Source organism: Gammaproteobacteria bacterium (assembly GCA_016716465.1).
Lineage (GTDB): Bacteria > Pseudomonadota > Gammaproteobacteria > SZUA-140 > SZUA-140 > JADJWH01.
The window spans coordinates 333775-356981 of the sequence record JADJWH010000001.1; the positions used below are offsets into that span (position 1 = coordinate 333775).

Annotated in this window: 19 protein-coding genes and 1 pseudogene; 13 read left to right on the forward strand and 7 right to left on the reverse strand. The window is 68.9% G+C overall.

Features of this window, described 5'->3' with window-relative positions:
- Nucleotides 1-54: 54 nt before the first annotated feature.
- On the forward strand, nucleotides 55-993 hold the full coding sequence (gene xerD / locus IPM20_01610) for a site-specific tyrosine recombinase XerD (GenBank protein MBK9130328.1): 939 nt from the start codon (nucleotides 55-57) through the stop codon (nucleotides 991-993).
- Nucleotides 994-1083: 90 nt separating this feature from the next.
- A complete protein-coding gene (locus tag IPM20_01615) occupies nucleotides 1084-1812 on the forward strand; it encodes a DsbC family protein (protein ID MBK9130329.1) in 729 nt (242 codons plus the stop codon).
- Nucleotides 1813-1827: 15 nt separating this feature from the next.
- Here IPM20_01615 and IPM20_01620 read toward each other — a convergent pair whose 3' ends face one another.
- The 7 genes and pseudogenes from IPM20_01620 to IPM20_01650 all read right to left on the reverse strand — a co-directional run bounded on the left by IPM20_01620 (nucleotide 1828) and on the right by IPM20_01650 (nucleotide 13442).
- Nucleotides 1828-5235 carry a UvrD-helicase domain-containing protein gene (locus IPM20_01620; protein MBK9130330.1) on the reverse strand — a complete coding sequence of 1136 codons (3408 nt, stop codon included), beginning with the start codon at nucleotides 5233-5235 and terminating at the stop codon, nucleotides 1828-1830.
- Nucleotides 5232-8195 (reverse strand): PD-(D/E)XK nuclease family protein, encoded by a 2964-nt coding sequence (locus IPM20_01625; GenBank protein MBK9130331.1) that lies wholly within the window; start codon nucleotides 8193-8195, stop codon nucleotides 5232-5234. The genes IPM20_01620 and IPM20_01625 overlap by 4 nt, the downstream gene beginning before the upstream one ends.
- 28 nt (nucleotides 8196-8223) lie before the next feature.
- Entirely contained in the window at nucleotides 8224-8547 is a 324-nt protein-coding gene (locus IPM20_01630) for a ferredoxin family protein (protein MBK9130332.1), read from the reverse strand.
- A gap of 143 nt (nucleotides 8548-8690) precedes the next feature.
- Nucleotides 8691-11226, reverse strand: a pseudogene (gene mutS / locus IPM20_01635) (DNA mismatch repair protein MutS).
- Nucleotides 11227-11418: 192 nt separating this feature from the next.
- On the reverse strand, nucleotides 11419-12231 hold the full coding sequence (locus IPM20_01640; protein MBK9130333.1) for a sulfurtransferase: 813 nt from the start codon (nucleotides 12229-12231) through the stop codon (nucleotides 11419-11421).
- Between the two features lie 104 nt (nucleotides 12232-12335).
- Nucleotides 12336-12581: a hypothetical protein gene (locus tag IPM20_01645; protein ID MBK9130334.1), complete on the reverse strand. Its 246-nt coding sequence runs from the start codon at nucleotides 12579-12581 to the stop codon at nucleotides 12336-12338.
- A 69-nt stretch (nucleotides 12582-12650) separates the two neighbouring features.
- A complete protein-coding gene (locus tag IPM20_01650; protein ID MBK9130335.1) occupies nucleotides 12651-13442 on the reverse strand; it encodes an inositol monophosphatase in 792 nt (263 codons plus the stop codon).
- Nucleotides 13443-13545: 103 nt separating this feature from the next.
- Between IPM20_01650 and IPM20_01655 the strand changes: the two genes are divergently transcribed.
- The 11 genes from IPM20_01655 to hisS all read left to right on the forward strand — a co-directional run bounded on the left by IPM20_01655 (nucleotide 13546) and on the right by hisS (nucleotide 23182).
- Entirely contained in the window at nucleotides 13546-14316 is a 771-nt protein-coding gene (locus IPM20_01655; protein ID MBK9130336.1) for an RNA methyltransferase, read from the forward strand.
- Between the two features lie 101 nt (nucleotides 14317-14417).
- Complete coding sequence (cysE, locus tag IPM20_01660) at nucleotides 14418-15254, forward strand: serine O-acetyltransferase (protein MBK9130337.1); 837 nt, start codon at nucleotides 14418-14420, stop codon at nucleotides 15252-15254.
- 56 nt (nucleotides 15255-15310) lie between these two features.
- Nucleotides 15311-15799, forward strand: coding sequence for a Fe-S cluster assembly transcriptional regulator IscR (gene iscR, locus IPM20_01665; GenBank protein ID MBK9130338.1), 489 nt, complete (start codon nucleotides 15311-15313; stop codon nucleotides 15797-15799).
- A gap of 35 nt (nucleotides 15800-15834) precedes the next feature.
- Nucleotides 15835-16980: a cysteine desulfurase gene (locus tag IPM20_01670; protein ID MBK9130339.1), complete on the forward strand. Its 1146-nt coding sequence runs from the start codon at nucleotides 15835-15837 to the stop codon at nucleotides 16978-16980.
- A 74-nt stretch (nucleotides 16981-17054) separates the two neighbouring features.
- Nucleotides 17055-17378, forward strand: a complete 324-nt coding sequence (iscA, locus tag IPM20_01675; GenBank protein ID MBK9130340.1) for an iron-sulfur cluster assembly protein IscA — start codon at nucleotides 17055-17057, stop codon at nucleotides 17376-17378.
- Between the two features lie 145 nt (nucleotides 17379-17523).
- On the forward strand, nucleotides 17524-17955 hold the full coding sequence (gene ndk / locus IPM20_01680) for a nucleoside-diphosphate kinase (GenBank protein MBK9130341.1): 432 nt from the start codon (nucleotides 17524-17526) through the stop codon (nucleotides 17953-17955).
- On the forward strand, nucleotides 17930-19066 hold the full coding sequence (gene rlmN / locus IPM20_01685; GenBank protein ID MBK9130342.1) for a 23S rRNA (adenine(2503)-C(2))-methyltransferase RlmN: 1137 nt from the start codon (nucleotides 17930-17932) through the stop codon (nucleotides 19064-19066). Before ndk ends, rlmN begins: the two co-directional genes overlap by 26 nt.
- Nucleotides 19063-19815: a type IV pilus biogenesis/stability protein PilW gene (gene pilW / locus IPM20_01690; protein MBK9130343.1), complete on the forward strand. Its 753-nt coding sequence runs from the start codon at nucleotides 19063-19065 to the stop codon at nucleotides 19813-19815. The genes rlmN and pilW overlap by 4 nt, the downstream gene beginning before the upstream one ends.
- 5 nt (nucleotides 19816-19820) lie before the next feature.
- Nucleotides 19821-20741 carry a helix-turn-helix domain-containing protein gene (locus IPM20_01695; GenBank protein MBK9130344.1) on the forward strand — a complete coding sequence of 307 codons (921 nt, stop codon included), beginning with the start codon at nucleotides 19821-19823 and terminating at the stop codon, nucleotides 20739-20741.
- The gene (gene ispG, locus IPM20_01700) at nucleotides 20719-21858 is read left to right on the forward strand and encodes a flavodoxin-dependent (E)-4-hydroxy-3-methylbut-2-enyl-diphosphate synthase (GenBank protein ID MBK9130345.1); all 1140 of its coding nucleotides are present in this window, start codon (nucleotides 20719-20721) and stop codon (nucleotides 21856-21858) included. The genes IPM20_01695 and ispG overlap by 23 nt, the downstream gene beginning before the upstream one ends.
- 49 nt (nucleotides 21859-21907) lie before the next feature.
- The gene (gene hisS, locus IPM20_01705; GenBank protein ID MBK9130346.1) at nucleotides 21908-23182 is read left to right on the forward strand and encodes a histidine--tRNA ligase; all 1275 of its coding nucleotides are present in this window, start codon (nucleotides 21908-21910) and stop codon (nucleotides 23180-23182) included.
- The last annotated feature ends 25 nt before the right edge of the window (nucleotides 23183-23207 follow it).

A 23207-nucleotide genomic window follows, 5' to 3' on the forward strand; every position in this document is an offset into this window, starting at 1 on the left:
ATTCCGGAGCGACCGCCGGCCGCATGCGCCGGATCAGGCGCTGACTGCTGGTCCATGAAGGAGTCCGGGATGGAGACGGCCGCCGCGCCGCCGCGATCGCCTGACGCGGATACCGCCTGTCTCGAACGCTTTCTGGACGCCTTGTGGATGGAGCGCGGCCTGAGCCGCGCGACCCTGGGCGCCTATCGCGCGGACCTGGAAGGGCTCGCCCGCTGGCTGTTGTCGCGCGGGCGTGCCTTGACGGCGGCGGAGAGCGGCGATCTGCACGACTACCTGGCCGAACGCATTCGCGCGGGCGCGCGTCCGCGCAGCACCGCCCGGCTGGTGTCCAGCATGCGCAGGTTCTATCAGCATCTGGTACGCGAGGGGCTGGCGCGGACCGATCCGAGCAGTCGCATCGACGCCCCCAGGCTGGGGCGGCCGTTGCCCAGGTCATTGACCGAGGTCGAGGTCGAAGCCCTGCTCGCCGCGCCCGACGCGTCGGCCGCCCTGGGGCTGCGCGACCGCGCCATGCTCGAACTGCTCTATGCGACGGGCCTGCGGGTCTCGGAACTGGTGGGCCTGAGCCTGGCGCGCGTCAATCCGCGCCAGGGCATCGTGCGCGTTCTCGGCAAGGGCGGCAAGGAGCGCCTGGTGCCGGTGGGAGAGGAGGCCCTGGCCTCGCTGGAGACCTATCTGCGCGACGCGCGCCCTGAGTTGCTCGACGGGCGGCCGTCCGATGCGGTGTTCGTCACCGCGCGTGGCGAGGGGATGACGCGCCAGGCATTCTGGCACCTGATCAAACGTTACGCGCGACGGGCCGGGATCGTCCGACCGCTGTCACCGCATACCCTGCGCCATGCCTTCGCGACCCATCTGCTGGACCACGGCGCGGATCTGCGCGCCCTGCAGATGCTGCTGGGTCACAGCGACCTTTCCACCACCCAGATCTACACTCACGTCGCGCGCGAGCGGCTCAAGCACCTGCATGCCAGCCATCACCCGCGCGGCTGAGCCGCGCGTCCCCGGAGTGTTACGCGGGCACGAAAATCGGCGGGGGACTCTGTTATCATGTCCGCGACTCCATCCATGAGATCCGCCGCCATGCCGAAGAAGCCGTTCATCGCCGCCCTCCTGTTCATTGCCTGCCTGCCGTGTGCGGGGGCCGAGGAGGCCGTGCCCGAGGCGGTGCGCAAGATGCTTTCCGCCATCATCCCCGGCCAGACCCCGGATGAGGTCCGCGCGGCGCCGACCGGCGGTTTCTACGAGGTGACCTACGGCACGGAGACGTTCTACATCAGCGCGGACGGGCGCTACCTGCTGCAGGGGGATCTGCTCGATCTCAAGACCCAGGTCAACCTCACCGAGAAGAAACGCTCCGAACAGCGTCGCGAGCTGATGCAGGACGTGAAGCAGGAGGACGCCATCGTCTTCGCGCCGGCGGGCAAGCCGAAGTACACGGTCTACGTCTTCACCGATATCGATTGCGGTTATTGCCGCCAGCTCCACAAGGAGATCAAGCGCTACAACGATCTCGGCATCGAGATCCGCTACCTCGCCTACCCCCGCACCGGCATCGACTCCCCGTCCTATGACAAGGCGGTTTCGGTCTGGTGCGCCGCGGACCGCAAGGCGGCGCTGACCGAGGCGAAGTCCGGCCGCCAGCCGCCTGAACGCCACTGTGACAACCCGGTCGAGGCGGAGTATAACCTCGGCGGCAAGATCGGCGTCAACGGCACCCCCACGCTGGTGTTCAGCGACGGCAGCATACTGCCGGGCTACCTCAATCCGACGCAGCTCGCCCGGTACCTGGAGACGCAGTTCTCCGACTGACCCTTCCCGCCGCCTTCAGGCGGCGAAATATGCCGCGGGGCATTCGTAGACCCGCGCGCCCGCGGTGAACACCAGCATCACGCGCAGCGGTTGTTCCGGCCACAGTCTGTGCACCGCCGCGCGATAGCGGCGCAGCTGATCGCGGTGGGGCAGCGCCGCGCGGGCCAGGTCTCCGGGCGGGATATCGCGCCGGGTCTTGTAATCCAGCAGGGTGATGCCGTCGGGACCGATCACCAGACGGTCGATCACGCCGTGCACCAATCGCCCGTCCTGCTCGAGCGTGACGGGCATCTCGTTATAGGCGCGCAGGTAGTGCGCCGGATCGAAACATGCGCGCAGTTCCTCGGCCGCGACCACCGCGTATGCCTCCTCCCACCATTCCCGCAGCAGCGGCGCCTCCGGGTCCAGGTCGAATTCATGGGCCGCCGTCGCGCGTGCCGCCGGCGCGTCCCCCGGCGTGGACAGCAGATCGAGCATGCGGTGGATCACGCTGCCGCGCCGGCGCTCCGCATCGCCTCCGGTCGGCGTCGTCTCCGTCGCGTCCCCGTCCATGGATTCGATCCGCGCGGACAGGCGCCGCGCGAGCCGCGTATCCGGCGCGGAACCGGGCTCCGGCGCGGGCTGCGCGCGTGGCGCGCGGGCGGGGATGTCGGCGTCCGTCCGGGACCAGCCTTCCACGTCGATGCCCGCCGGGTCGTCGGCGAGGCGCGCGGCGATCTGCCCGTACCACCCGCGCCCGTCGCCGCGCCTGGGCGCGCAGCCGGAGATGTACAGATACTGGCAGGCGCGGGTCAGGGCGACGTAGAGCAGGTTCGCCTCCTCGCGGGTCTCTTCCGCCGCCAGTTCGTCGAGCCGGGCGGCGGTATCGGTGTCGATCTCCTGTCTCCTGCCGGCGAGGCGGAAGTGCCGCGGCCGGTCCGCCGCCGACGGCCATGAGACCACGGCCTGGAAGGCGCGCGCGGCGGCGTTGCCGCGCGCGGCGTCGGCCAGGAATACCACCGGGGCCTCCAGTCCCTTGGCGGCGTGAATGGTCATCAGGCGCACGCCGGAGAGGCCCTGTTCGGCTGGCGGTTCCTCCAGCGCCTCCTGCGCGTAGCGATGCAGCTCGCGCAGGCTGGCGATGAAGCGCGGCACGCTGGGATAACGTCCGCTCTCGATCTCCAGCGCGAGTTCGAGGAAACGCATCAGGTTGGACTGCACGCGCGGATGCAGATGGCGCGGGAACACCGCGAGGTAGCAGGCGGGCACACCGCCGTCGCAATAGATGTGATCGAGCAGGTCGTGTACCGGCATGCGGTCGGCGCGCGCCTTCCAGTCCTGCAGTTTGTCCCAGGCGCGCCGCAGCGGCGAATCCGCCATCAAGGTCGGCGCCAGCGCCGCCAGCGCGTGCAGCCAGGGGCGCTGGCGGCCCGCCGTGCCGGCGCGCGCGCGCTGGGCCAGCGCGATGAGGTCCGCATCGGCACAGCCGAACAGGGGCGAACGCAGCACCGTGGCGAGCGCCAGGTTATCGTAGGGCGTGGTCAGCACATCGAGCAGCGCGACCATGTCGCGGATCTCCAGGCTGTCGAGCAGGCTGGCGCGCCCGCCGCCGAGATAGGGGATGCCGGCGTCGCGCAGCGCGAGTTCGTACTCGTGCATGTGGGTGCGGTTGCGCATCAGGATCATGATGTCGCCGTAATCCACCGCGCGCGGTTCGCCGCCACGGTCGGCGATCACCGCCCCGGCGACGAGTCCGGCGATCCGCGCCGCGAGCGCGCGGCCTTCGCGGTAATGGCGCCGGTCGAGCTCCTCCGCGCGTGGTTGCAGCAGCGGATTGCGCAGGCCCCGGGGCGCGTCGGCGGGCATGGGTTCGGCCAGCGGCTGGATCAGCGGCAGCAGTTCGACATGGCCCCACAGCCCGCTGCGCCGGCTCGCGTGCGGTTCGAATCCGATGAGGCGTTCGTGCAGTTCCCCGGCCGCGAACACGCGGTTGATGAACTCGATGATGCGGGGTGCGGAGCGCCACGAGGCGTTGAGCGGATAGCTCTTGCCCGCGAGGCGCGTGGTGAGCCAGTCATGCGCGGCCCCGAACAGCATCGGATCGGCGCGACGGAAGCGGTAGATGGATTGCTTGACGTCGCCGACCAGGAACACGCTGCGCGGGCGTCCGGCCCCGGCGGCCAGTTCCTCCAGCAGCGGCAGCAGCAGGCGCCATTGGGTCGGGTTGGTGTCCTGGAATTCATCGACCAGCAGGTGATCGATGCGCTGGTCCAGCTTGTACTGCACCCAGTGGGCATTGTCGCCGCGATTGAGCAGGGTGTAGGTGTTCCATTCCAGATCGTTGAAGTCGAGCAGGCGCCGGTCCCGCTTGATGCGCTGATGGATCGCGACGAGCCGCGCGCCGGCGCGGTACCAGGCGCGTGACAGGCGGAATGTGCCCAGGCGCCGCCGGCGGTCCAGCAGCCGCAGCAGGGCGTCCGAGAATTCGGCGTGCAGTGCGAGCAGGCGTTGCTCTCCGGCGGCGCCCAGCGATTTCTGCTGCGCCGCGCTCGCCTTGCGCTTGCGCGGTTCGCCGCCGGCGGTGAGGAAGACCTCGATGACCGCGTCGATGCGCTCCCCGGTCGTGCGTCCGGCGTCGAGCGCGGCGAGCAGCTGTTCGGCATGACGGGCATTGGCGGCGGTCTCGTGCCGTTGCAGCAGGGCGCGGAATTCGTCCAGCGCGGCCGTCGCGCCGGGCGTGAGGAAATCCTCCTCCGGGGCTTCCTCCGGCGCGATCCCCAACTGCCGCGCCAGATGCGCGGCGGCCTCGGCGGGCGGGTCCTTCATGTCCTGCGTCCACGCCCACCAGTCGCCGCGATGGCGCAGGAACTCGCGCAGCGCCTCGGCGACGCCGGCCGGACTGCGGCAGCGGCCCGACAGCTCGTCCAGCGCCTGCGCGACCTCGCCGCGCGGGGCCGCCGTCGCCTCGGCGTATAGCGCGTCGAGCGCCTCCTGTTCGAGCAGGCCGCCGTCCTCGCTCACGTCGAAGCCGGGAGGCACGTCGGCATCGAGCGGAAAGCGACGCAGGATCTCCTGGCAGAAGGCGTGGAAGGTCGTGGTGCGCACGGGGAACGGGGCGCGCAGCAGGCGCTCGAACAGACCGCGCGCGCCGCGGCGCGCGCCCGCGTCCGCCGTGACGCCGAGCGCGGCCAGTTCCGCGTCGAGCGCCGCGTCATCCATCCGCACGAGCCGGGACAGGCGGTCGGTCAGGCGCGCCTGCATCTCGCCCGCCGCCTTGCGCGTGAAGGTGACGGCGAGGATGGCGCCGGGTTCGGCGCCGTCGAGCAGCAGGCGAACCAGGCGGGCGATCAGCAGCCAGGTCTTGCCCGTGCCCGCCGAGGCCATCACCGTCACGTTGTCGCGCGGATCCGAGGCGGCGGCGACGGTGTCGAATTCGATGCTCATGCCGGCGCCTCCCCGGCGGGCGGGGCGCTGTCATCCCATGACTGCTTGCGGCACAGCGGCATGGCGAAGCAGCGTTCACAGGTGCGCTCGTCACCCCAGGCCGGCAACTCGGCGCCGGACCGCAGCTGCTCGGTCAGCTCGATCAGGCGCGTGGCGTTGGCGTGCGTGAGTTCGGACAGGTCCGCGCCCTCCAGCGCGGCCTCGGCGCGTACCTTGTCGCGCTCCAGTCCCAGGTACTGCACGCGCTGCGGCGGTTCGCGCAGCAGCAGGGCGTAAAAGGGCAGCTGCACCGCTTCGCCGGACAGGACGTCCTCCAGCCCCGGCATGGCGCCGGTCTTGTAGTCGATGACGGTCGTGCCCGCCGCGCCGCGGTCGAGGCGGTCAAGGCGGCCGCGCAGGATCAGGCCGGGGTGCAGGTCGTCACGCGCGGCCCGCACCTCGACCGCCTCCACGCGGTGCGCGCGCGCGAATTCGAGCTGCCAGTCCACGTAGCGCGGCACGATTTCGAGCCAGCGCTGCAGCCAGGCGCGATGGACGACATTGTCTTCCAGGTCGTCGGCGAAGGCGCGGCGCGACAGTGCCTCGAGCCCGGCGATGGCGCGCGTGCGGTCGCCCGGGTCTCCGGTCATGCGGAAGGCCTCGATCCCGCGCCGGGCGTCGCCGCCATGAAACCATTCGAGGATGCGATGGATGCGTTCGCCGTAGTCGGCCTTTTCCAGTGCCTCGCGCACCTCCTCCGGTGGGCTCAGGCCCAGGCAGTCGGCGGCGAAGAATTGATACGGACAGTCGACCAGCCGCTGGTAGCGGGTGGCGGAGAATTCCCGCGGCGACAGGCCGGCCGGCAGGCGCACGCGCGGCGCCGGCGTCGGCCGCGCCCATGGGGCGGGCGCCGCGCCGCCGACCTGCGCGCGCGGATCCCGCACCAGCGCGGCCAGTCCGAGATCGTCGAAGGCGTCGCCCCAGGCCAGGCGGTGAAAGGTGTCGAGCAGCGTCAGCCACGGGCTCGGCAGCGCGTCGGCGTCCGCCTCGCGGTGCAGCGTGAACAGCAGCGCAGGCGCGCATTCCAGCGCGCAGCGGAAGTGATGAAAGCGCTGGTTGAGCCGCGCCTGCGCCGTGGGGATGCCGAGTTCGCGCCGGACGCCGGCGTTGAAATAGGGGCTCGGGTTGTCGCCGCCCGGCAGGTGGCGCGCGTCCGCATTCGCGATGATGAGGGCGTCGAAGCGCATCAGTCCGATCTGCGCCAGCGTCAACAGGTGCACCGGTCCGTCGACGCGTGGCGGGAGGAAATTGGCGCGCTCGAGCGCGCGTCCGAGCCAGGTGCGGAATTCGAGCCAGTCGAGCGCCGGCACCGGCGCGTGCAGCGCGGCGCGCATCTCGCGCAGCTTGTCCAGCACGGCCTCGCCCGCGGCGTCGTTCGCGAGGTTGTCGTGCAGGCCGAGCTGTCGCAAGGCATGCTCGAGGGCGTCGAGCAGCCGGTCCGCGGGCTGGCGGCCGCGTGTCAGGGCGCTCAGTGGCCGGGTTGCCTCCTCGAGCAGATCGAGCAGGGCGTGCAGGGCGCGGCGCTCCTCGTCGGACCAGCCGAGCTCATCGCGCAGGCGCGCGTAGCGGTAGTCGATGTGATCGCGATAGCGGCCCAGCCCGCGCGTGACGCTTTCGTGCAGCACGATGTCCTGCTCGAGGTGATAGACGGCCCTGAGCCGGGTCTCGCGCTCGCCCGGCGGAAACAGGAACGGTGATTTGAGCAGGTCCAGCAGGGGCTGGTAATGAAATTCCTCTTCCACCGTTTCCAGCAGGCGCTCCAGTGCAGCGGCGGCGCTGGTGGTGGAGAGCGCCCAGCCGACGCGGTCGCTCAGTCCGACCCCGGCGCGTTCGAGCAGGGCGCGCACGCGGCGCGCGAGGCGGCGGTCCTCGATGACGACGCCGATCTCGCCGCGCCCGTCGAGCAGCCAGCGCCGGATCTGGATGTCGATCGCGCGCGCCTCGTCCTCGGCGTTGTCGGCCGTGAACAGATGAAAGCGGTCGCGGGCCGGGCTGTCCGGGTGCGCGCGGCGGAAATCCGCGGCGCGCTCCGCGAGCTGTCCGGCCGCCGGCAGCGGCGCGAACGCGGCGTCGATGAAGTCCGGCGGCGCGGCCGCCGACCGGGGCGGCGCCGGCCCGAGCCCGGCGAGTACCTCACGCGTGATCGCGTCGGGATGGTAGTCGTCGGCGTCGGCTCGCACCGCGGCATCGCCGCGCGCGAACAGGGTCGCCTGGCCGCGCGCGAGCAGCGCTTGCAGCCAGGCGCGTTCGGCCGGGATGAATTCGGTGAATCCGGCGAGATAGAACTGCAGCCCGGGCGGCGCCTCGTGGCGCGCCAGCTTGTCGAGGTAGGCGGCGTGCGGGTCCGCGCGGCCTTCCGCGGCGTGCTGGACATGCCAGGCGCGCCACAGCGTGTCGATAAGCGTGGCCTCGCGCGACAGTGCGGTGATGCCCTGTCCGGCGTCCACACCATAGCCGCGCCGCAGCGCGGCCTCGAGTTCCGCGCCCTCGGGCAGGCGGACCTGGCGGCGCGTCAATTCATCGAACAGGACGAGCAGGCTCTCCGCCATGGCCCATGCGCTGCCCGCCCCGAGCAGGCGCCGGTGCTGCCGCAGCACGTCGACGAGGATCAGCTCGCGGCGGAGTTCACTGCGCAGTACGGGCCCGCGGTCCGCCACGGCGCGATCGATCCACTGCGGCAGCGTGGCGATGTGCGGGCCGAGCAGCGCCGGCCGCCGCGCGCGTGCGAGCAGCAGGCGGCGCAGCCGGGCGGCGGCGTGCGCGTCAGGCAACAGTACGACCGCATCGGCGAGGTCGGGAAGGGCGGTCTCGTGGCGCGCGATCAGGCGTGCCGCGAGTTCGGCGAGCGGGTCCCCCGGGTAGGGGACCACGATGATCGAAGAAAGTGACGGGTCGGGCGGCGCGGGCGGGGCAGCGTTCAAGGCATCGGGACGTGCGGCGTGTCCGCGATCAGCGTTCCAGGTACTGGGTCTTGTCGGTGACCTTCGCCCATTCGTCGGCGTCGGGCAGCGCGTCCTTCTTCTCGCTGATCACCGGCCATAGCTTGGCGAGCTCGGCGTTGAGCTGGATGAAATGCTGCTGGTGGTCGGGCACGTCGTCGTCGGAGTGAATGGCCTCGATCGGGCACTCCGGCTCGCACAGGGTGCAGTCGATGCATTCATCCGGGTCGATCACCAGGAAGTTGGGGCCCTCGTGAAAACAGTCCACCGGGCAGACCTCGACGCAGTCGGTGTACTTGCACTTGATACATTCCTCGGTTACCACAAAAGTCATGCGTCATTCTCCTCGTATTCCGTGCGGTGTCGCCGTCGTTTTGATTATCCGCTTATGGTAATCGCAATACCGGTGCCGCGCCAGTGGCCGGGGCCGGCGCGGAGGGCGTCGAATCCGCGCGAATGTATCGGTATTGCGCGGGGTTATTCCTGCTCCGCCAGACGCCTCAGGCGATAGATCAGCTCGAGCGCCTGGCGCGGGCTCAACTCGTCCGGCTCGCTGCCGCGCAGGGCGACGAGGACTGGATGCTCGGGGGCGGGGAACAGGGTCAGTTGCGGACGCGGGTCCGCCTGCCGTTCGCGCGCGCTCGCGCCGTCCTCGAGCAGGCGCAGCGGCGCCGCGCCTCTTCGATGACCCGGCGCGGGATGCCGGCCAGCGCGGCCACCTGCAGGCCGTAACTCTGGTTGGCGGGGCCGTCCTTCACCGCATGCAGGAAGACGATCGTATCGCCGTGCTCGGCGGCATCCAGATGCACGTTCTCCACCCCGGGGACGGTCTCGGGCAGCGTGGTGAGTTCGAAGTAATGGGTCGCGAACAGGGTGTAGGCGCGCACCTCGCGTGCGAGATGCTCGGCGCAGGCCCAGGCCAGCGAGAGTCCGTCGAAGGTGCTGGTGCCGCGGCCGATCTCGTCCATCAGCACCAGGCTGTCGGCGGTGGCGTTGTGCAGGATGTTCGCCGTCTCGGTCATCTCCACCATGAAGGTCGAGCGGCCGCTCGCAAGCTCGTCCGCCGCGCCGATGCGGGTGAAGACGCGATCCACCGGGCCGATCACCGCGCGCGCCGCCGGGACGAAGCTGCCGATGGCGGCGAGGATGACGATGAGCGCGGTCTGGCGCATGTAGGTGGATTTGCCGCCCATATTCGGCCCGGTGATGATGAGCATGCGGCGGTCGTCGGCGAGGTGCGTGTCATTGGCCACGAAGGGCTGTTCCAGCACGGCCTCCACCACCGGGTGGCGGCCGCCCTCGATCAGCACGCCGGGCTGCTCGACCAGCTCGGGCGGATTCAGGTTCAGGTCCTCGGCGCGCTCGGCGAGATTGGCGAGCACATCGAGTTCGGCGATCGCCTCGGCGCTGGTCTGCAGCGTGTTCTCAGATGCGGCGCCAGCTGGTCGAACAGCTCGTCGTACAGGTGGCGCTCCCGCGCCAGCGCGCGCTCGCGCGCCGACAGCACCTTGTCCTCGAACTGCTTGAGCTCCGGCGTGATATAGCGCTCGGCGCCTTTCAGGGTTTGGCGCCGGATGTAATCGGCGGGGACCGCCTCGGCGCGCGCGCGACTGATCTCGATGTAATAGCCGTGCACGCGGTTGTAGCTGACCTTGAGGTTCGGGATACCGCTGCGCGCGCGTTCGCGCGTCTCCAGATCGACGAGGTACTGGCCGGCGTTCTCGCTCAACAGGCGCAGCTCGTCCAGTTCGGTGTCGTAGCCCGGGGCGATGACGCCGCCGTCGCGGATCAGGCCGGGCGGTGTTTCCACCAGCGCGCGGCACAGCAGGTCGCGCAACTCGGGGTAGTCGCCGAGATCGTCGTCGAGCTGGCGCAGACGCGGCGAGTCGAAGCCCTGCACGGCGGCGCGCAGCGCGGGCAGGTCGCACAGGGCATTGCGCAACAGGGCGAGGTCGCGCGGACGCGCGGTGCGCAGCGCGATGCGCGCCAGCGTACGTTCGACGTCGCCGATGCCGCGCAGCCGTTCGCGCACGGCCCGGAAGCCCTGCTGTTCGAACAGGGCGCCGACGGCGTGGTGACGCAGGCGCAGGGTTTTGCGGTCGCGCAACGGCCGGTTGATCCAGCGCCGCAACAAGCGGCCGCCCATCGGGTTGACGGTGCGGTCCATGATCCACGCCAGGGTATGCTCGCCGCCGCCGGCGATGTTGGTCTCGAGCTCGAGGTTGCGCCGGCTGTTGGCGTCGATCAGGATGGCGTCGTCGCGGCGCTCGACCTGCAGGGAATGGATATGGGGCAGGGCGGTGCGCTGGGTTTCGCGCGCGTATTCGAGCAGACAGCCCGCGGCGGTGACGGCGGCCGGCACGTCGTCCGCGCCGAATCCGCGCAGGTCGCGGGTGCCGAACTGGGCCGTGAGCAGGCGCACGGCATGCTCGTATTCGAAGTGCCACGGCGGGCGCGGACGCACGCCGCGGCGTCCCTTGCAGATCTCCGCCGCGCGCTGGTCCTCGCTGACGAGCAGCTCCGCCGGTCGCAGGCGTTCGAGTTCATCGGTGACCGCCCGCGCGCCGTCCAGTTGCTGGATCGTCAGGCGTCCGCTGGTGAGGTCGAGCACGGCGAGGCCATGGCTGCCGCCGTCCGTGTGCACGGCGGCGAGAAGGTTGTCGCGGCGTTCGTCGAGCAGCGCCTCGTCGGTGACGGTGCCGGGGGTCAGGATGCGCACCACCTTGCGCTCGACCGGCCCCTTGCTCAGCGCCGGGTCGCCGATCTGCTCGCAGATCGCGGCCGATTCGCCCAGTTCGACCAGGCGCGCGAGATAGCCGTCGACCGAGTGGTACGGCACGCCCGCCATCGGGATCGGCGCGCCGTCGGACTGGCCGCGCGCGGTGAGCGTGATGTCGAGCAGGGCGGCGGCGCGGCGGGCGTCGTCGTAGAACAGCTCGTAGAAATCCCCCATGCGGTACAGCAGCAGCATGTCGGGATGCTGCGCCTTGATGCGCAGGTACTGCTGCATCATCGGGGTGTGACCGGATTTCACCGGCGCCGCGGACGCAGCGTCCGCGGGACGGTCGAGGCTCGGGCTGTCGGTCGTTTCGGCCATGGGGACGGTGGTCCGGGACGAGGATCGGAAACCCGCATGATACAAGAAAACACGGCCGGTCCGGTCGTGCGCGTACAGGCGGCATGACACCGCGCGGCGCCAGTCTCGTTATTCTATGGGTGTGTCGGGCGCATTGCCCCAGTCGGACCACGAGCCGGGGTAGCCGCGCAGGCGGGTGTAGCCCAGCGACTTCAATACGATGTAGCTGTGCGCCGAGCGCTGGTGGGTCTGGCAATGCACGACGACCTCCTTGTCGGGCGTAATGCCGGCGCCGGCATAGAGGGCGCGCAGTTCAGCGGCCGGACGCAGGCGCGTGTCGCCGCCGCCGACGAGCGCGCGCGACCAGTCCACGTTGATCGCGCCGGGGATGTGGCCGCCGCGCTGGGCGCGCTTGTCGGCCCCGCTGTATTCAGCCGGGGTGCGCACATCGAGGACGGCGACGGAGGGGGCGCCGAGGCGCGCCTGTATAAAGGCTCTGTCCGCCTGATGCTCCGGATGGAAACTGAGGGCGTACGCGCCCGGCTTCGGCGTCGGCCCGACGCCGGTTTCCAGCGGCAGCTTCGCGTTGAGCCAGGCCTGCAGGCCGCCGTCGAGCAGCGAGAAGTGTGTGTGACCGGCCACGTCCAGCGTCCACAGGAACCGGCTGGCCTTGAGGCCGTTTTCGCCATCATAGGCGACCACGTGGGTGTCGGGCGTGATGCCGGAGCCGGCAAGCAGGCGCCCGAAATCCTCCGCGGCGGGCAGCAGGCCCATCACCGGCGGACGGCTGGCCGTGACGCGGGCGAAATCCACGTTGACCGCGCCGGGGATGTGCTGGCCGGTGAAGGCGGCGGCGCCGGAAAGATCGACGACGACGAGCTTGTCGGCGCCGAGGTGCTGCGCCAGCTCGGCGGGTTGCAGGATCAGCGGGATGGCGGTCATGGTGTCTCCGGCGTGCAGGCAGGTATGGATGGGATCCCGGCGGGATCGTCAAGACATTACCTGAATGCATCGAGATTGCAAGCCGGCCTGCGCGGCTCGGCACGCTACGGGTCTTTCTTGCGCGTGGCGGGGTGGACGACGATCACGGCGGGCCGCGCCGGCTCGGCCGGAGGCCGCTCCCGTCCGGGCGGCGCGACCTCGAGGATCTCCAGCGCGCGGATCGACGAGCGCCGGCTCATCATGAGGGAGAATACCTCGAGGTTGTTGAGGGTATCGCGCATCCCGCCCTCGGTGCAGCTCGCGGGGGATGTCTGCGCGGGATCGTCCGCGTTGTCCATGGTGTCCGTCATGCCGTATGCCCGGACACTGTGTCGGGATCGGCGCGGGACTTCTTGAATCCGGAGCGGAAAGGGGAGGAGTTACAGCTCCGGTGTCAGACAGGGGCCGATCGCCTGCAGCATGGCCTGGAACACCTTGGGGTTTCCACCGACGAGGTTGCCGCTTTCGTGATATTTGTCGCCGCCGCGGAAGTCGCTCACCATGCCGCCGGCCTCCTGGATCAGCAGTGTCCCCGCCGCCATGTCCCAGGGGTTGAGGCCGATCTCCCAGAAGCCGTCCAGCCGCGCGGCGGCGACGTAGGCGAGGTCGAGCGCGGCCGATCCGGCGCGGCGTATCCCCGCGCTCTCGCGGTGCAGCACCTTGAACATCTCGAGGTACGCATTGAGGTGCTGTTGCTGCTTGAACGGAAACCCGGTCCCGAGCAGGGTGCCTTCCAGCGTCTTCGCGCTGCTCACGCGGATGCGGCGGTCGTTGAGGAAGGCGCCGCTGCCGCGCGAGGCGGTGAACAGTTCCTCCCGCAGCGGGTCGTAGACGCAGCCCTGTTCGATCTTGCCGCGGTTGCTGAGCGCGATCGAGACGGCGAACTGGGGGAAGCCGTGCAGATAGTTGGTGGTGCCGTCGAGCGGATCGATGATCCACTGGTAGTCGTTGCCGTTGCGCTGGCCGCTTTCCTCGGCCAGGATGCCGTGTTCCGGATAGGCCTTGTGGATGACCCGGATGATCTCTTCCTCGGCCAGGCGGTCGACCTCGGAGACGTAATCGTTGCGGCTCTTGTTCGCCACGGTGAGGGTGCCGAGGCGGTCGAGGTGACGCAGTATGACGCCGCCCGCCTTGCGGGCCGCCATGATCGCGATATTGAGTGCCGGATTCATACGGGTTCGGGTCGGGATCTGTGAGGCGCACAGCATACCAGATCTGTGGCGCCGGTTGTGACTACTTGCCTGTCCCGCGCGTGAGGCTGTAACGTTGTCACGCATGTCCGCCTCTCCCTCTTCCAAGGTACGCATCGTCCTGGTGAACACCACGCACCCCGGCAACATCGGCGCGGTGGCGCGGGCGATGAAGAACATGGGCCTGCGCGAGTTGTATCTGGTCGATCCCAGGATCTATCCCAGCGCCGAGGCGACCGCGCGCGCCTCCGGCGCGGACGACCTGCTCGCGGAGGCCGTCGTGTGCGCGGATCTGGATCAGGCGCTCGAGGACTGTCCGCTGGTGATCGGCGCCAGCGCGCGCCAGCGCGCGATCGAATGCCCGCGCCTGAGCCCACGCGAATGTGTCGCCATGATCGCGGAGCGCGCCGAGGCCGGCCCGGCGGCGGTGGTGTTCGGACGGGAGCATTCGGGCCTCAGCAACGCCGAACTGGATCGCTGCCATTTTCAGCTCACCATCCCGGTGGATCCCGGCTTTCCATCGCTGAATCTCGCCGCGGCGGTCCAGATCTTCGTCTATGAGCACTTCCTGGCGCGCGCCGGCGCGGGGGAGGGGCCGGCGGCCGAGGCCAGCGCGGCGGTGCCGGCGGCGGAGATGGAACGCTTCTACCAGCATCTGGAGCAGGTCATGATCGAGATCGGCTTTCTCGATCCGGCGCGGCCGCGTCACCTGATGCGCCGGCTGCGTCGCCTCTACAATCGCGCCCGGCCCGATCAGAACGAGATGAATATCCTGCGCGGCATTCTGACCGCCGTCCGGACGCGCACCGGCGGTGCGGGCGCCGCCCCGCGGCAGCCGGAGGCGGACGAGGAATGATGCGGGACGGATGCCCGCGCCCGCGGCGACGCGTTACACTACAGAGCGGAACAGCGCCCGCGGCGCCGGGCCCAATGCAGAGAGCAGACTCGTGAGCATCTATGTTTGACAGAATCCGGGAAGACATCCGCTGCGTATTCGAACGCGACCCCGCGGCGCGCAACACCTTCGAGGTGCTGACCACCTATCCGGGGGTGCACGCCGTGCTGATGCATCGCCTGAGCCATGCCCTGTGGTCCGGCGGGCTGAAATGGCTGGCGCGCATGCTGTCCTCGCTGTCGCGCTGGCTCACGGGTATCGAGATCCATCCGGCGGCCCGCATCGGCCGGCGTTTTTTCATCGACCACGGGATGGGCGTGGTGGTGGGCGAGACGGCGGAGATCGGCGACGACTGCACGCTCTATCATGGCGTCACGCTCGGCGGAACCTCGTGGGAGAAGGGCAAGCGGCACCCCACGCTGGGCAATAATGTCATCATCGGCGCCGGCGCGAAGGTGCTGGGTCCCATCCATGTCGGCGACGGCGGCCGCATCGGTTCCAATGCGGTCGTCATGAAGGACGTGCCGGCCGGCGCGACCGCGGTGGGGGTGCCCGCCCATATCGCAAGCCGTTCCCACGACGCGGTGGACAAGCAGCGGCGGGCCTTTGCGAAAAAGATCGGCTTTGACGCCTACGGCACCACCCAGGACATGCCCGATCCGATCGCAAACGCAGTCAATTCACTGCTGGATCATGTACATAAGCTGGACGCCACGATGGAGGCGGTGACCCGGGAACTGAACCGGTCGGGCGCGCATATCGACGCCGCGCCCCTCGGGGATCTGGAGGTCTACGGGATCGACGCGGTTGAAAGCACCACAAATAAAGGGGACAATGAGCCGGTCTTGGCTCCGGATGGCTCTGCGCGCCGGGGAGGCGCAAGCGGAAGTGAAAGTTGATTAAAACAGTCAACTATGTACAATGAGATACCCATCCGAATCATAGGGGCAGTGTTATGAAACTCACGACCAAGGGCCGCTATGCCGTCACCGCGATGCTGGATCTCGCGTTGCACGCGCAGGAGAGCCCGGTGCCGCTGGCGGACATCTCGCAACGTCAGGGAATTTCCCTCTCATATCTGGAACAACTCTTCTCGAAGTTGCGCAAGAAAGGCCTGGTCGACAGTGCCCGCGGTCCCGGCGGCGGCTACCGACTGAGCCGGCCGGCGGGGAATATTGCCGTCGCCGAGGTCATTACCGCGATCAACGAGAACGTCGATGTGCGCCGTTGCGGCGGGATGGCGAACTGCCAGAACGACGAGACCTGCCTGACCCATGAACTGTGGACCGATCTCAGCAACCAGATCTTCGAATTCCTGAGCAGGATCAGCCTCGGTGAACTGGTCGAGCGCCGCGGCGTGCAGGAAGTCAGTTTGCGCCAGGACAACCTTCAGAAAGGCAAGCCGTTCATCCCGGTGATCGCGGCCGAAAGCCTCAATCAGTAACAGGCGCCGCGGGCGTCCTGCCCGCGCCTCCGCAGATGAGCGTTTACCTGGACCACAACGCCACCACCCCGATGGATCCCGCGGTGTGGGAGGCGATGCAGCCCTATCTGCGCGCGGCCTTCGGTAACCCCTCGAGCCGGCATGCCCCCGGACGCCAGGCCCGTGCCGCGCTGGAGACGGCGCGCGAACAGCTTGGCGCGCTGGTCAACGCCAACGGCGCGCGCGTGGTGTTCACCAGCGGCGGGACCGAGGCCAACAACCTCGCCCTGCTCGGCGCGGTGCCGGATCCGCGCGGCGCCGTCGCGGTGAGCGCGATCGAGCATTCCTCGGTACTGGAGCCCGCCCGGGCGCTGGCGGCCCGCGGTCGGCGGGTCGATTTCCTTTCCCCCGATGCCCAGGGCCGGATCACTCCGGAAGCCCTGGACGGCGCGCTGGCGCCGGAGACGCAACTGGTATCGATCATGACGGCCAACAACGAGACCGGCGTGATCCAGGACATCGCGACGCTGGCGGCCCGTGCGCGCGCGCACGGCGCCCTGCTGCACACCGACGCGGTCCAGGCCGCGGGCAAGATCGAACTCGATTTCACCGCCAGCGGCGTTCACCTGATGAGCCTGTCCGCGCACAAGATCAACGGCCCCAAAGGCGTGGGCGCGCTGGTGGTCCACAAGCGCGTGGATCTGGAACCGCTGCTGCGCGGCGGCGGACAGGAGGGCGGACTGCGCGCGGGGACGGAAAACGTGGCCGGCATCGTCGGTTTCGGCGCGGCTGCGGAACTGGCGCGGCGGACTTTGCAGGCACGCGCCACCCACGCGGCGGCGCTGCAGGCGCGGCTGGAGGGTCGCCTGCGCGGCCTCGCCGGCGTCGAGATCTTCGGGGCGGGGGCCGCGCGGCTGGGCAATACCGTATTCTTCGCGGTCCGGGGCATCGATGGCGGCACGCTGCTGCTCAAGCTGGATGCGTCCGGCTTCGCCGTGGGTAGCGGTTCGGCCTGCGCCAGCGAACGGCCGGATCCCAGCCATGTGCTGCTGGCGATGGGCATCGACCGCGAACGCGCCTACGGCGCGCTCCGGGTCAGTTTCGGGGCCGGTAACACGGCGGATCAGGTCGACCAGTTCGCGGCGGCCCTGGAGCGGGAGATCGCGGCCCTGCGGCGCATGGCGCTGCGCGAGACGGCCTGAATCCGGCGGGAACCCTGGCCGGGATTTTGCAGTCGAATCAGAAACGAAACCGGGAAATCTGAAGGAGTTTGCACATGAGCATCAGCCTGACCAAGGCGGCGGCCGATCATCTGAAGGGCTTTTTCGCCAAGCGCGGCACGGGCGCCGGCCTGCGGCTCGGGGTCAAGACCACGGGTTGCTCCGGGCTGTCCTACGTGGTCGAGATCTTCGACGAGACCGGGCCCGACGATCTGGTGTTCGAAAACCACGACGTGAAGGTGGCGATCGAGCGCAAGAATCTGGTGTTTCTCGACGGCACCGAGATCGATTACTACAAGGAAGGCCTCAGCGAGGGATTCCGCTTCAGGAACCCCAACGAGAAGGCCACCTGCGGCTGCGGCGAGAGCTTCACCGTCTGAACGAGCGCCCGACGCGACCGCCGCCACGGGTAATTGCCTCCGATCAATCAAGAGGTTAGAATACACACGCTTTTGAACTGCGAGCCCGCCGATGCGGGCTCATTTCTATTCACATGTCCGTCAGCAGGCAATCCGGAGTCGAGTAATGGCGATCGAACGCACCCTATCCATCATCAAACCCGATGCAGTGGCGAAGAACCTGATCGGAAAGATCTACACCCGTTTCGAAGAAGGCGGCCTGCGCATCGTGGCGGCTAGGATGGTCCACCTCAGCAAGGAGCGGGCGGGCGCGTTCTACGCCGTGCACAAGAGCCGGCCCTTCTATAACGACCTGGTCGCCTTCATGACCTCGGGGCCGGTCATCGTGCAGGTGCTGGAAGGTGAGGACGCAGTTGCCCGGCACCGCGCCATCATGGGCGCCACCAATCCCAAGGACGCCGCCCCCGGCACCATTCGCGCCGATTTCGCCTCCAGCGTGGAGGAGAACGCGGTGCACGGTTCCGATGCGGTGGATACCGCCAGGACCGAGATAGCGTTTTTCTTTGAGCCCAATGAACTCTGCCCCCGCACCCGCTGAAGACCTCGCGCGCACCGGCAAGATCAACCTGCTCAATTTCGACAGGCACGCACTGGAGGCCTTCTTCGTCGCGCACGGCGAGAAGGCCTTTCGTGCTTCTCAGGTCTTGCAGTGGATCTACCAGCGCGGCTGCGACGACTTTGCGCAGATGAGCAACCTGGCCAAGTCGCTGCGCGGCTGGCTGGGCGAGCGGGGGGAGATCCGGCTGCCCGCGATCGAGCGCGAGCAGCGCTCGCGCGACGGCACGGTCAAATGGCTGCTGCGGCTCGACGACGGCAACGGCATCGAGACCGTGTTCATCCCCGAGGAGGACCGCGGCACCCTGTGCATCTCGTCCCAGGTCGGGTGTTCGCTCAATTGCAGCTTCTGTTCCACCGCCCGTCAGGGCTATAACCGCAATCTGTCCACCGGCGAGATCATCAGCCAGCTCTGGATCGCGCAGCGCGCGTTGCGCGCCTACGGGTATGGCGAGCGTCCGATCACCAATATCGTGCTGATGGGCATGGGTGAACCGCTGCTCAATTTCGACAACGTGGTCGGCGCCATCGGCCTGATGCTCGACGACTTCGCCTTTGGCCTGTCCAAGCGGCGCGTCACCCTGAGCACCGCCGGCGTGGTGCCCGAGATCGACCATCTGCGGGAGGTGTGCGACGTCAGCCTGGCGGTATCGCTGCACGCGCCCAACGACGCGCTGCGCGACCGGCTGGTGCCGATCAACCGGAAATACCCGCTGCGGGAGCTGATCGCCGCCTGCAAGCGCTACGTCGATCGCCAGCCGCGTCGCCGTATCACCTTCGAATACGTCATGCTGGCCGGGGTGAACGACAGCGTCGAACACGCGCGCGAACTGGTGCGCCTGCTGAGGGGCGTGCCCTCCAAGCTGAACCTGATCCCGTTCAATCCGTTCCCGGACTCCGGCTACGACACCTCGGCGGCGGACGCCATCGACCGCTTCCGCGACATCGCGATGGCGGCGGATATCATGACGGTGACGCGCAAGACCCGCGGCGACGATATCGATGCCGCCTGCGGCCAGCTGGCCGGCAGCGTCTTCGACCGCACCCGGCGCAGCCAGCGCTTCCAGATACGCGTGGAGGAGAGGACCCAGTGAGCCGGATCGTCCAGGGATGGATCGTGCTGCTCGTGCTGCTGCTTGCGGCCGGGTGTTCCTCCAGTCCCAAAAAGTACGAGTCGCATCGCGACACTCCCGCCGACATCAACGCCAAGCTGGGCCTGAGCTACATGCAGCAGGGGGACTACGACGTCGCCCTGGAGAAGCTGAAGAAGGCCCTCGAGCAGGACCCGGATTCGGTCGCCGCGCAGCACTACATCGCCGAACTGTACAAACAGCTCAACAACCACGAGCTCGCCGAGCAGCATTACAAGAAGGCGCTCAAACTGGCGCCGGACGATCCGGCCATCCAGAACAACTTCGGCGTGTTCCTGTGCGACCGCAAGCGCTATGACGAGGCGGAGAAGCATTTCATGCTGGCGGCGAAGATCTCCTCGTACCGGCGCCCCGACGAGGCCTATGAGAATGCCGGCCTGTGCTCCCTGCGCATCCCCGACGCGGCGCGCGCCGAGAAGCATTTCCGCCAGGCGCTGGAGATCAATCCGCTGCTGCCGAATTCGCTCTACCAGATGGCGCTGCTGAATTTCACTGCCGCGCAATACCTGCCGGCGCGCGCGTTCCTGCAGCGCTATGCCGCCTTCGCCCCGCCCACTCCGCAGACACTGTGGCTGGCCGTCCGGGTCGAGCGTGCGCTCGATAACACGACGCTGGCGGATCAGTACGCGGCCGAGCTGCGCACGAAATTCCCGCAATCGCAGGAGGCGGCCGAGCTGCGCCTGGCGAAGTGACCGACATGAGCGACAAGGCGATCCCGCAACCGGAACCGCCGCAGTCCGAGGCAGCGTCGGCATCGGGTCCGGGGCCACGCCTGCGCGAGGCGCGTGAGCGGCAGGACCTGAGTCGGGAGGAGGTCGCCGAACGCCTGCATCTGCAGGTGGCGCAGGTGGAGGCGCTGGAACACGACGACTACGCGCATTTCCCCGCCCCCATTTTCATCCGGGGCCATCTGCATAATTACGCGCGCCTGCTCGGCATCGATCCGGATTCGGTGACCGCCGCCCTGGAGTCCCAGGGGCTGGAGCAGCCGCCGATCCTGTCCGAACTGACGGCCGCCATGCCGGCGGCGCGGCGGCGCGGGATCTCGCCGCGCCTCCGCGCCGCCGTGGTCGCGGCCGGTACGGTGCTGTTCCTGGCCGTGCTGTGGCTGCTGCTCAAACCGGCGGAGGTCGGCGGCGGGAAGCCGGAGCCGGCACCGGTGGAAGGACGCGTGTCCGCGCCCGCGGCGGTTTCCCCTCCGGTGGAGTCCATGCCGGCCGAGTCCGTGCCGGCACAGGAGCCGGCGTCGGCCGAGACCGCGCCGCAGGATGTCGCGCCGGATGCGCCGGGTGAGGCACCGGGCGAGGATCCGCCGCCGGCAACCAACGAACCCATGGACGAGTTGGTGCTGCGCTTCAACGGAGAATCCTGGGTGGAGGTGGCGGACGTGACCGGGCGGCGCATGGCCTACCGGATGGGCAACTTCCCGGATGTGCTGCATCTGCGCGGCCTGGCGCCGTTTGATATCCTGCTCGGCAATGCCCGCAACGTCACAATAGAATACAATGGCGAACCGTACGAGAATGTCCCGATCAGCCGGTCCAACGTCGCCAGTTTCCGGCTGGGCGGTCCCAGCGACGAAGGCGTGAAGCGTAATGAAAGCCAGCAATCAGATTAAGCGACGTCAGTCGCGCCAGATCATGGTCGGCAAGGTGCCGGTCGGGGGCGACGCCCCGATCGCGGTGCAGAGCATGACCAACACGGAGACCTGCGACGTCGAGGCGACCGTGGCCCAGATCCAGGCGCTGGAGAAGGCCGGCGCCGACATCGTGCGCGTCTCGGTGCCGACCATGGAGGCCGCGGAGGCCTTCGGCGTGATCCGTTCCCGGGTCAACGTGCCGCTGGTCTCGGACATTCATTTCGACTATCGCATCGCCCTGCGGGTGGCGGACCTCGGCGCCGACTGCCTGCGCATCAATCCCGGCAACATCGGCCGCGAGGATCGCGTGCGGGCGGTGGTGGAAAAGGCGCGCGAGCGCGGCATCCCGATCCGCATCGGCGTCAACGCTGGCTCGCTCGAAAAGGAACTGCAGAGCAAGTACGGCGAACCCACCGCCGAGGCGCTCGTCGAGTCGGCCATGCGTCACATCGACATCCTCGACAAACTGGATTTCCACGACTTCAAGGTCAGCCTGAAGGCCTCGGAGGTGTTCCTGACGATCGAGGCCTATCGCCTGATCGCGAGCCAGATCGACCAGCCGCTGCATCTCGGTATCACCGAGGCGGGCGGGCTGCGCTCCGGCACGGTGAAGTCGGCGATCGGCCTCGGCATGCTGCTCGCGGACGGTATCGGCGACACCATACGCATCTCGCTCGCGGCCGACCCGGTGGAGGAGGTGAAGGTCGGCTTCGACATCCTGAAGAGCCTGCACCTGCGCAGCCGCGGCATCAATCTGGTCGCCTGCCCCTCGTGCTCGCGCCAGCGCTTCGATGTGATCGCCACGGTCAACGCGCTGGAGGCGCGCCTGGAGGACATCACCGAGCCGCTCGACGTCGCGGTGATCGGCTGCGTGGTGAACGGCCCCGGCGAGGCGCGCGAGGCCCACATCGGTCTGACCGGCGGTTCGCCGAATCTCGTCTACGTCGACGGCGAGCCGGACCACAAGGTCGCGGACGAGCAATTGCTCGACGATCTCGAGCGCACCATCCGCGAGCGTCTCGCGCGGCGGCGTGCCGAGGGGGACGGCGGACAGGCGGGGACGGTGACGATCCCCGCCGGGACGACTCACGACTGAACCCGCGCCGCCGGTTTCCGCGCGGACACAGACCAGATCGGGTATTCACTTGAGCAAAGGCATCCAGGCAATCCGCGGCATGCACGACATCCTGCCGGAGGCCGCCCCGGCGTGGCAGGCGCTCGAGCAGACGCTGCGCACGCTGGCGCAGGGCTACGGCTACGAGGAGATCCGCGTCCCGCTGCTGGAGAAGACCGAGCTGTTCGTGCGCACCATCGGCGAAGTGACCGACATCGTCGAAAAGGAGATGTACACCTTCGTGGACCTGAGCGGCGACAGTCTCAGCCTGCGCCCCGAGGGCACGGCCGGCTGCGTGCGCGCCTGCATCGAGAATGGACTGCTGCACAACCAGACGCGCCGGCTGTGGTATCTCGGCCCGATGTTCCGCCACGAGCGGCCGCAGAAGGGCCGTTACCGCCAGTTTCACCAGTGGGGTGTCGAGGCCTACGGCTTCACCGGGCCGGACATCGACGCCGAGCTGATCCTGCTGAGCGCGCGCCTGTGGCGCCTGCTCGGCATCGACGGCATCGTGCGGCTGCAGATCAATTCGCTCGGCACGACGGAGTCGCGCGCGCGTTACCGGGCGGCGCTGGTCGAGTACCTGTCCGCCCATCACGAGCGCCTCGACGAGGACAGCCGCCGCCGGCTGCATACCAATCCGCTGCGCATCCTCGACAGCAAGAATCCGGAGCTGCGTGACCTGCTGGCCGCGGCGCCCGCCCTCGGCGACTACCTGGATGATGAATCGAAGGAGCATTTCGCCGGCCTGCGCGAGCTGCTGGCCGCGGCGGGACTCGCCTGCGAGGTCAATCCGCGCCTGGTGCGCGGGCTCGACTACTACGAGAAGACCGTGTTCGAATGGGTTACCGACCGCCTCGGCGCCCAAGGCACGGTGTGCGCCGGCGGGCGCTATGACCGCCTGATCGAGCAGCTCGGCGGTCGCGCGACGCCGGCGGCCGGCTTCGCGCTCGGCATCGAGCGCCTGCTCGCCCTGCTGGAAGACGGCGCGGCGCCGGTCGCGGCTGCGGCGCCACACGTCTATCTGATCGCGGTCGGCGCGGCGGCCGAGCGCGCCGCGCCGGGCTTCGCGGAAGGCCTGCGCGACGAGCTGCCCGCCCTGCGCCTGTGCGTGAACTGTGGCGGCGGCAATTTCAAGAACCAGTTCCGCCGCGCGGACAAGAGCGGGGCGCTGGCCGCGCTGATCCTCGGCGAGGATGAACTCGTGAACGGCGTCGTCGGCGTGAAGTACCTGCGCGACGAACGTCCGCAGGAAGTGGTGCCGCGCGGCGAACTCGCCCGCCGCCTGCAGGCGGCGGTGCTGTAGGACCCACTGAATATCGGAACAAGAA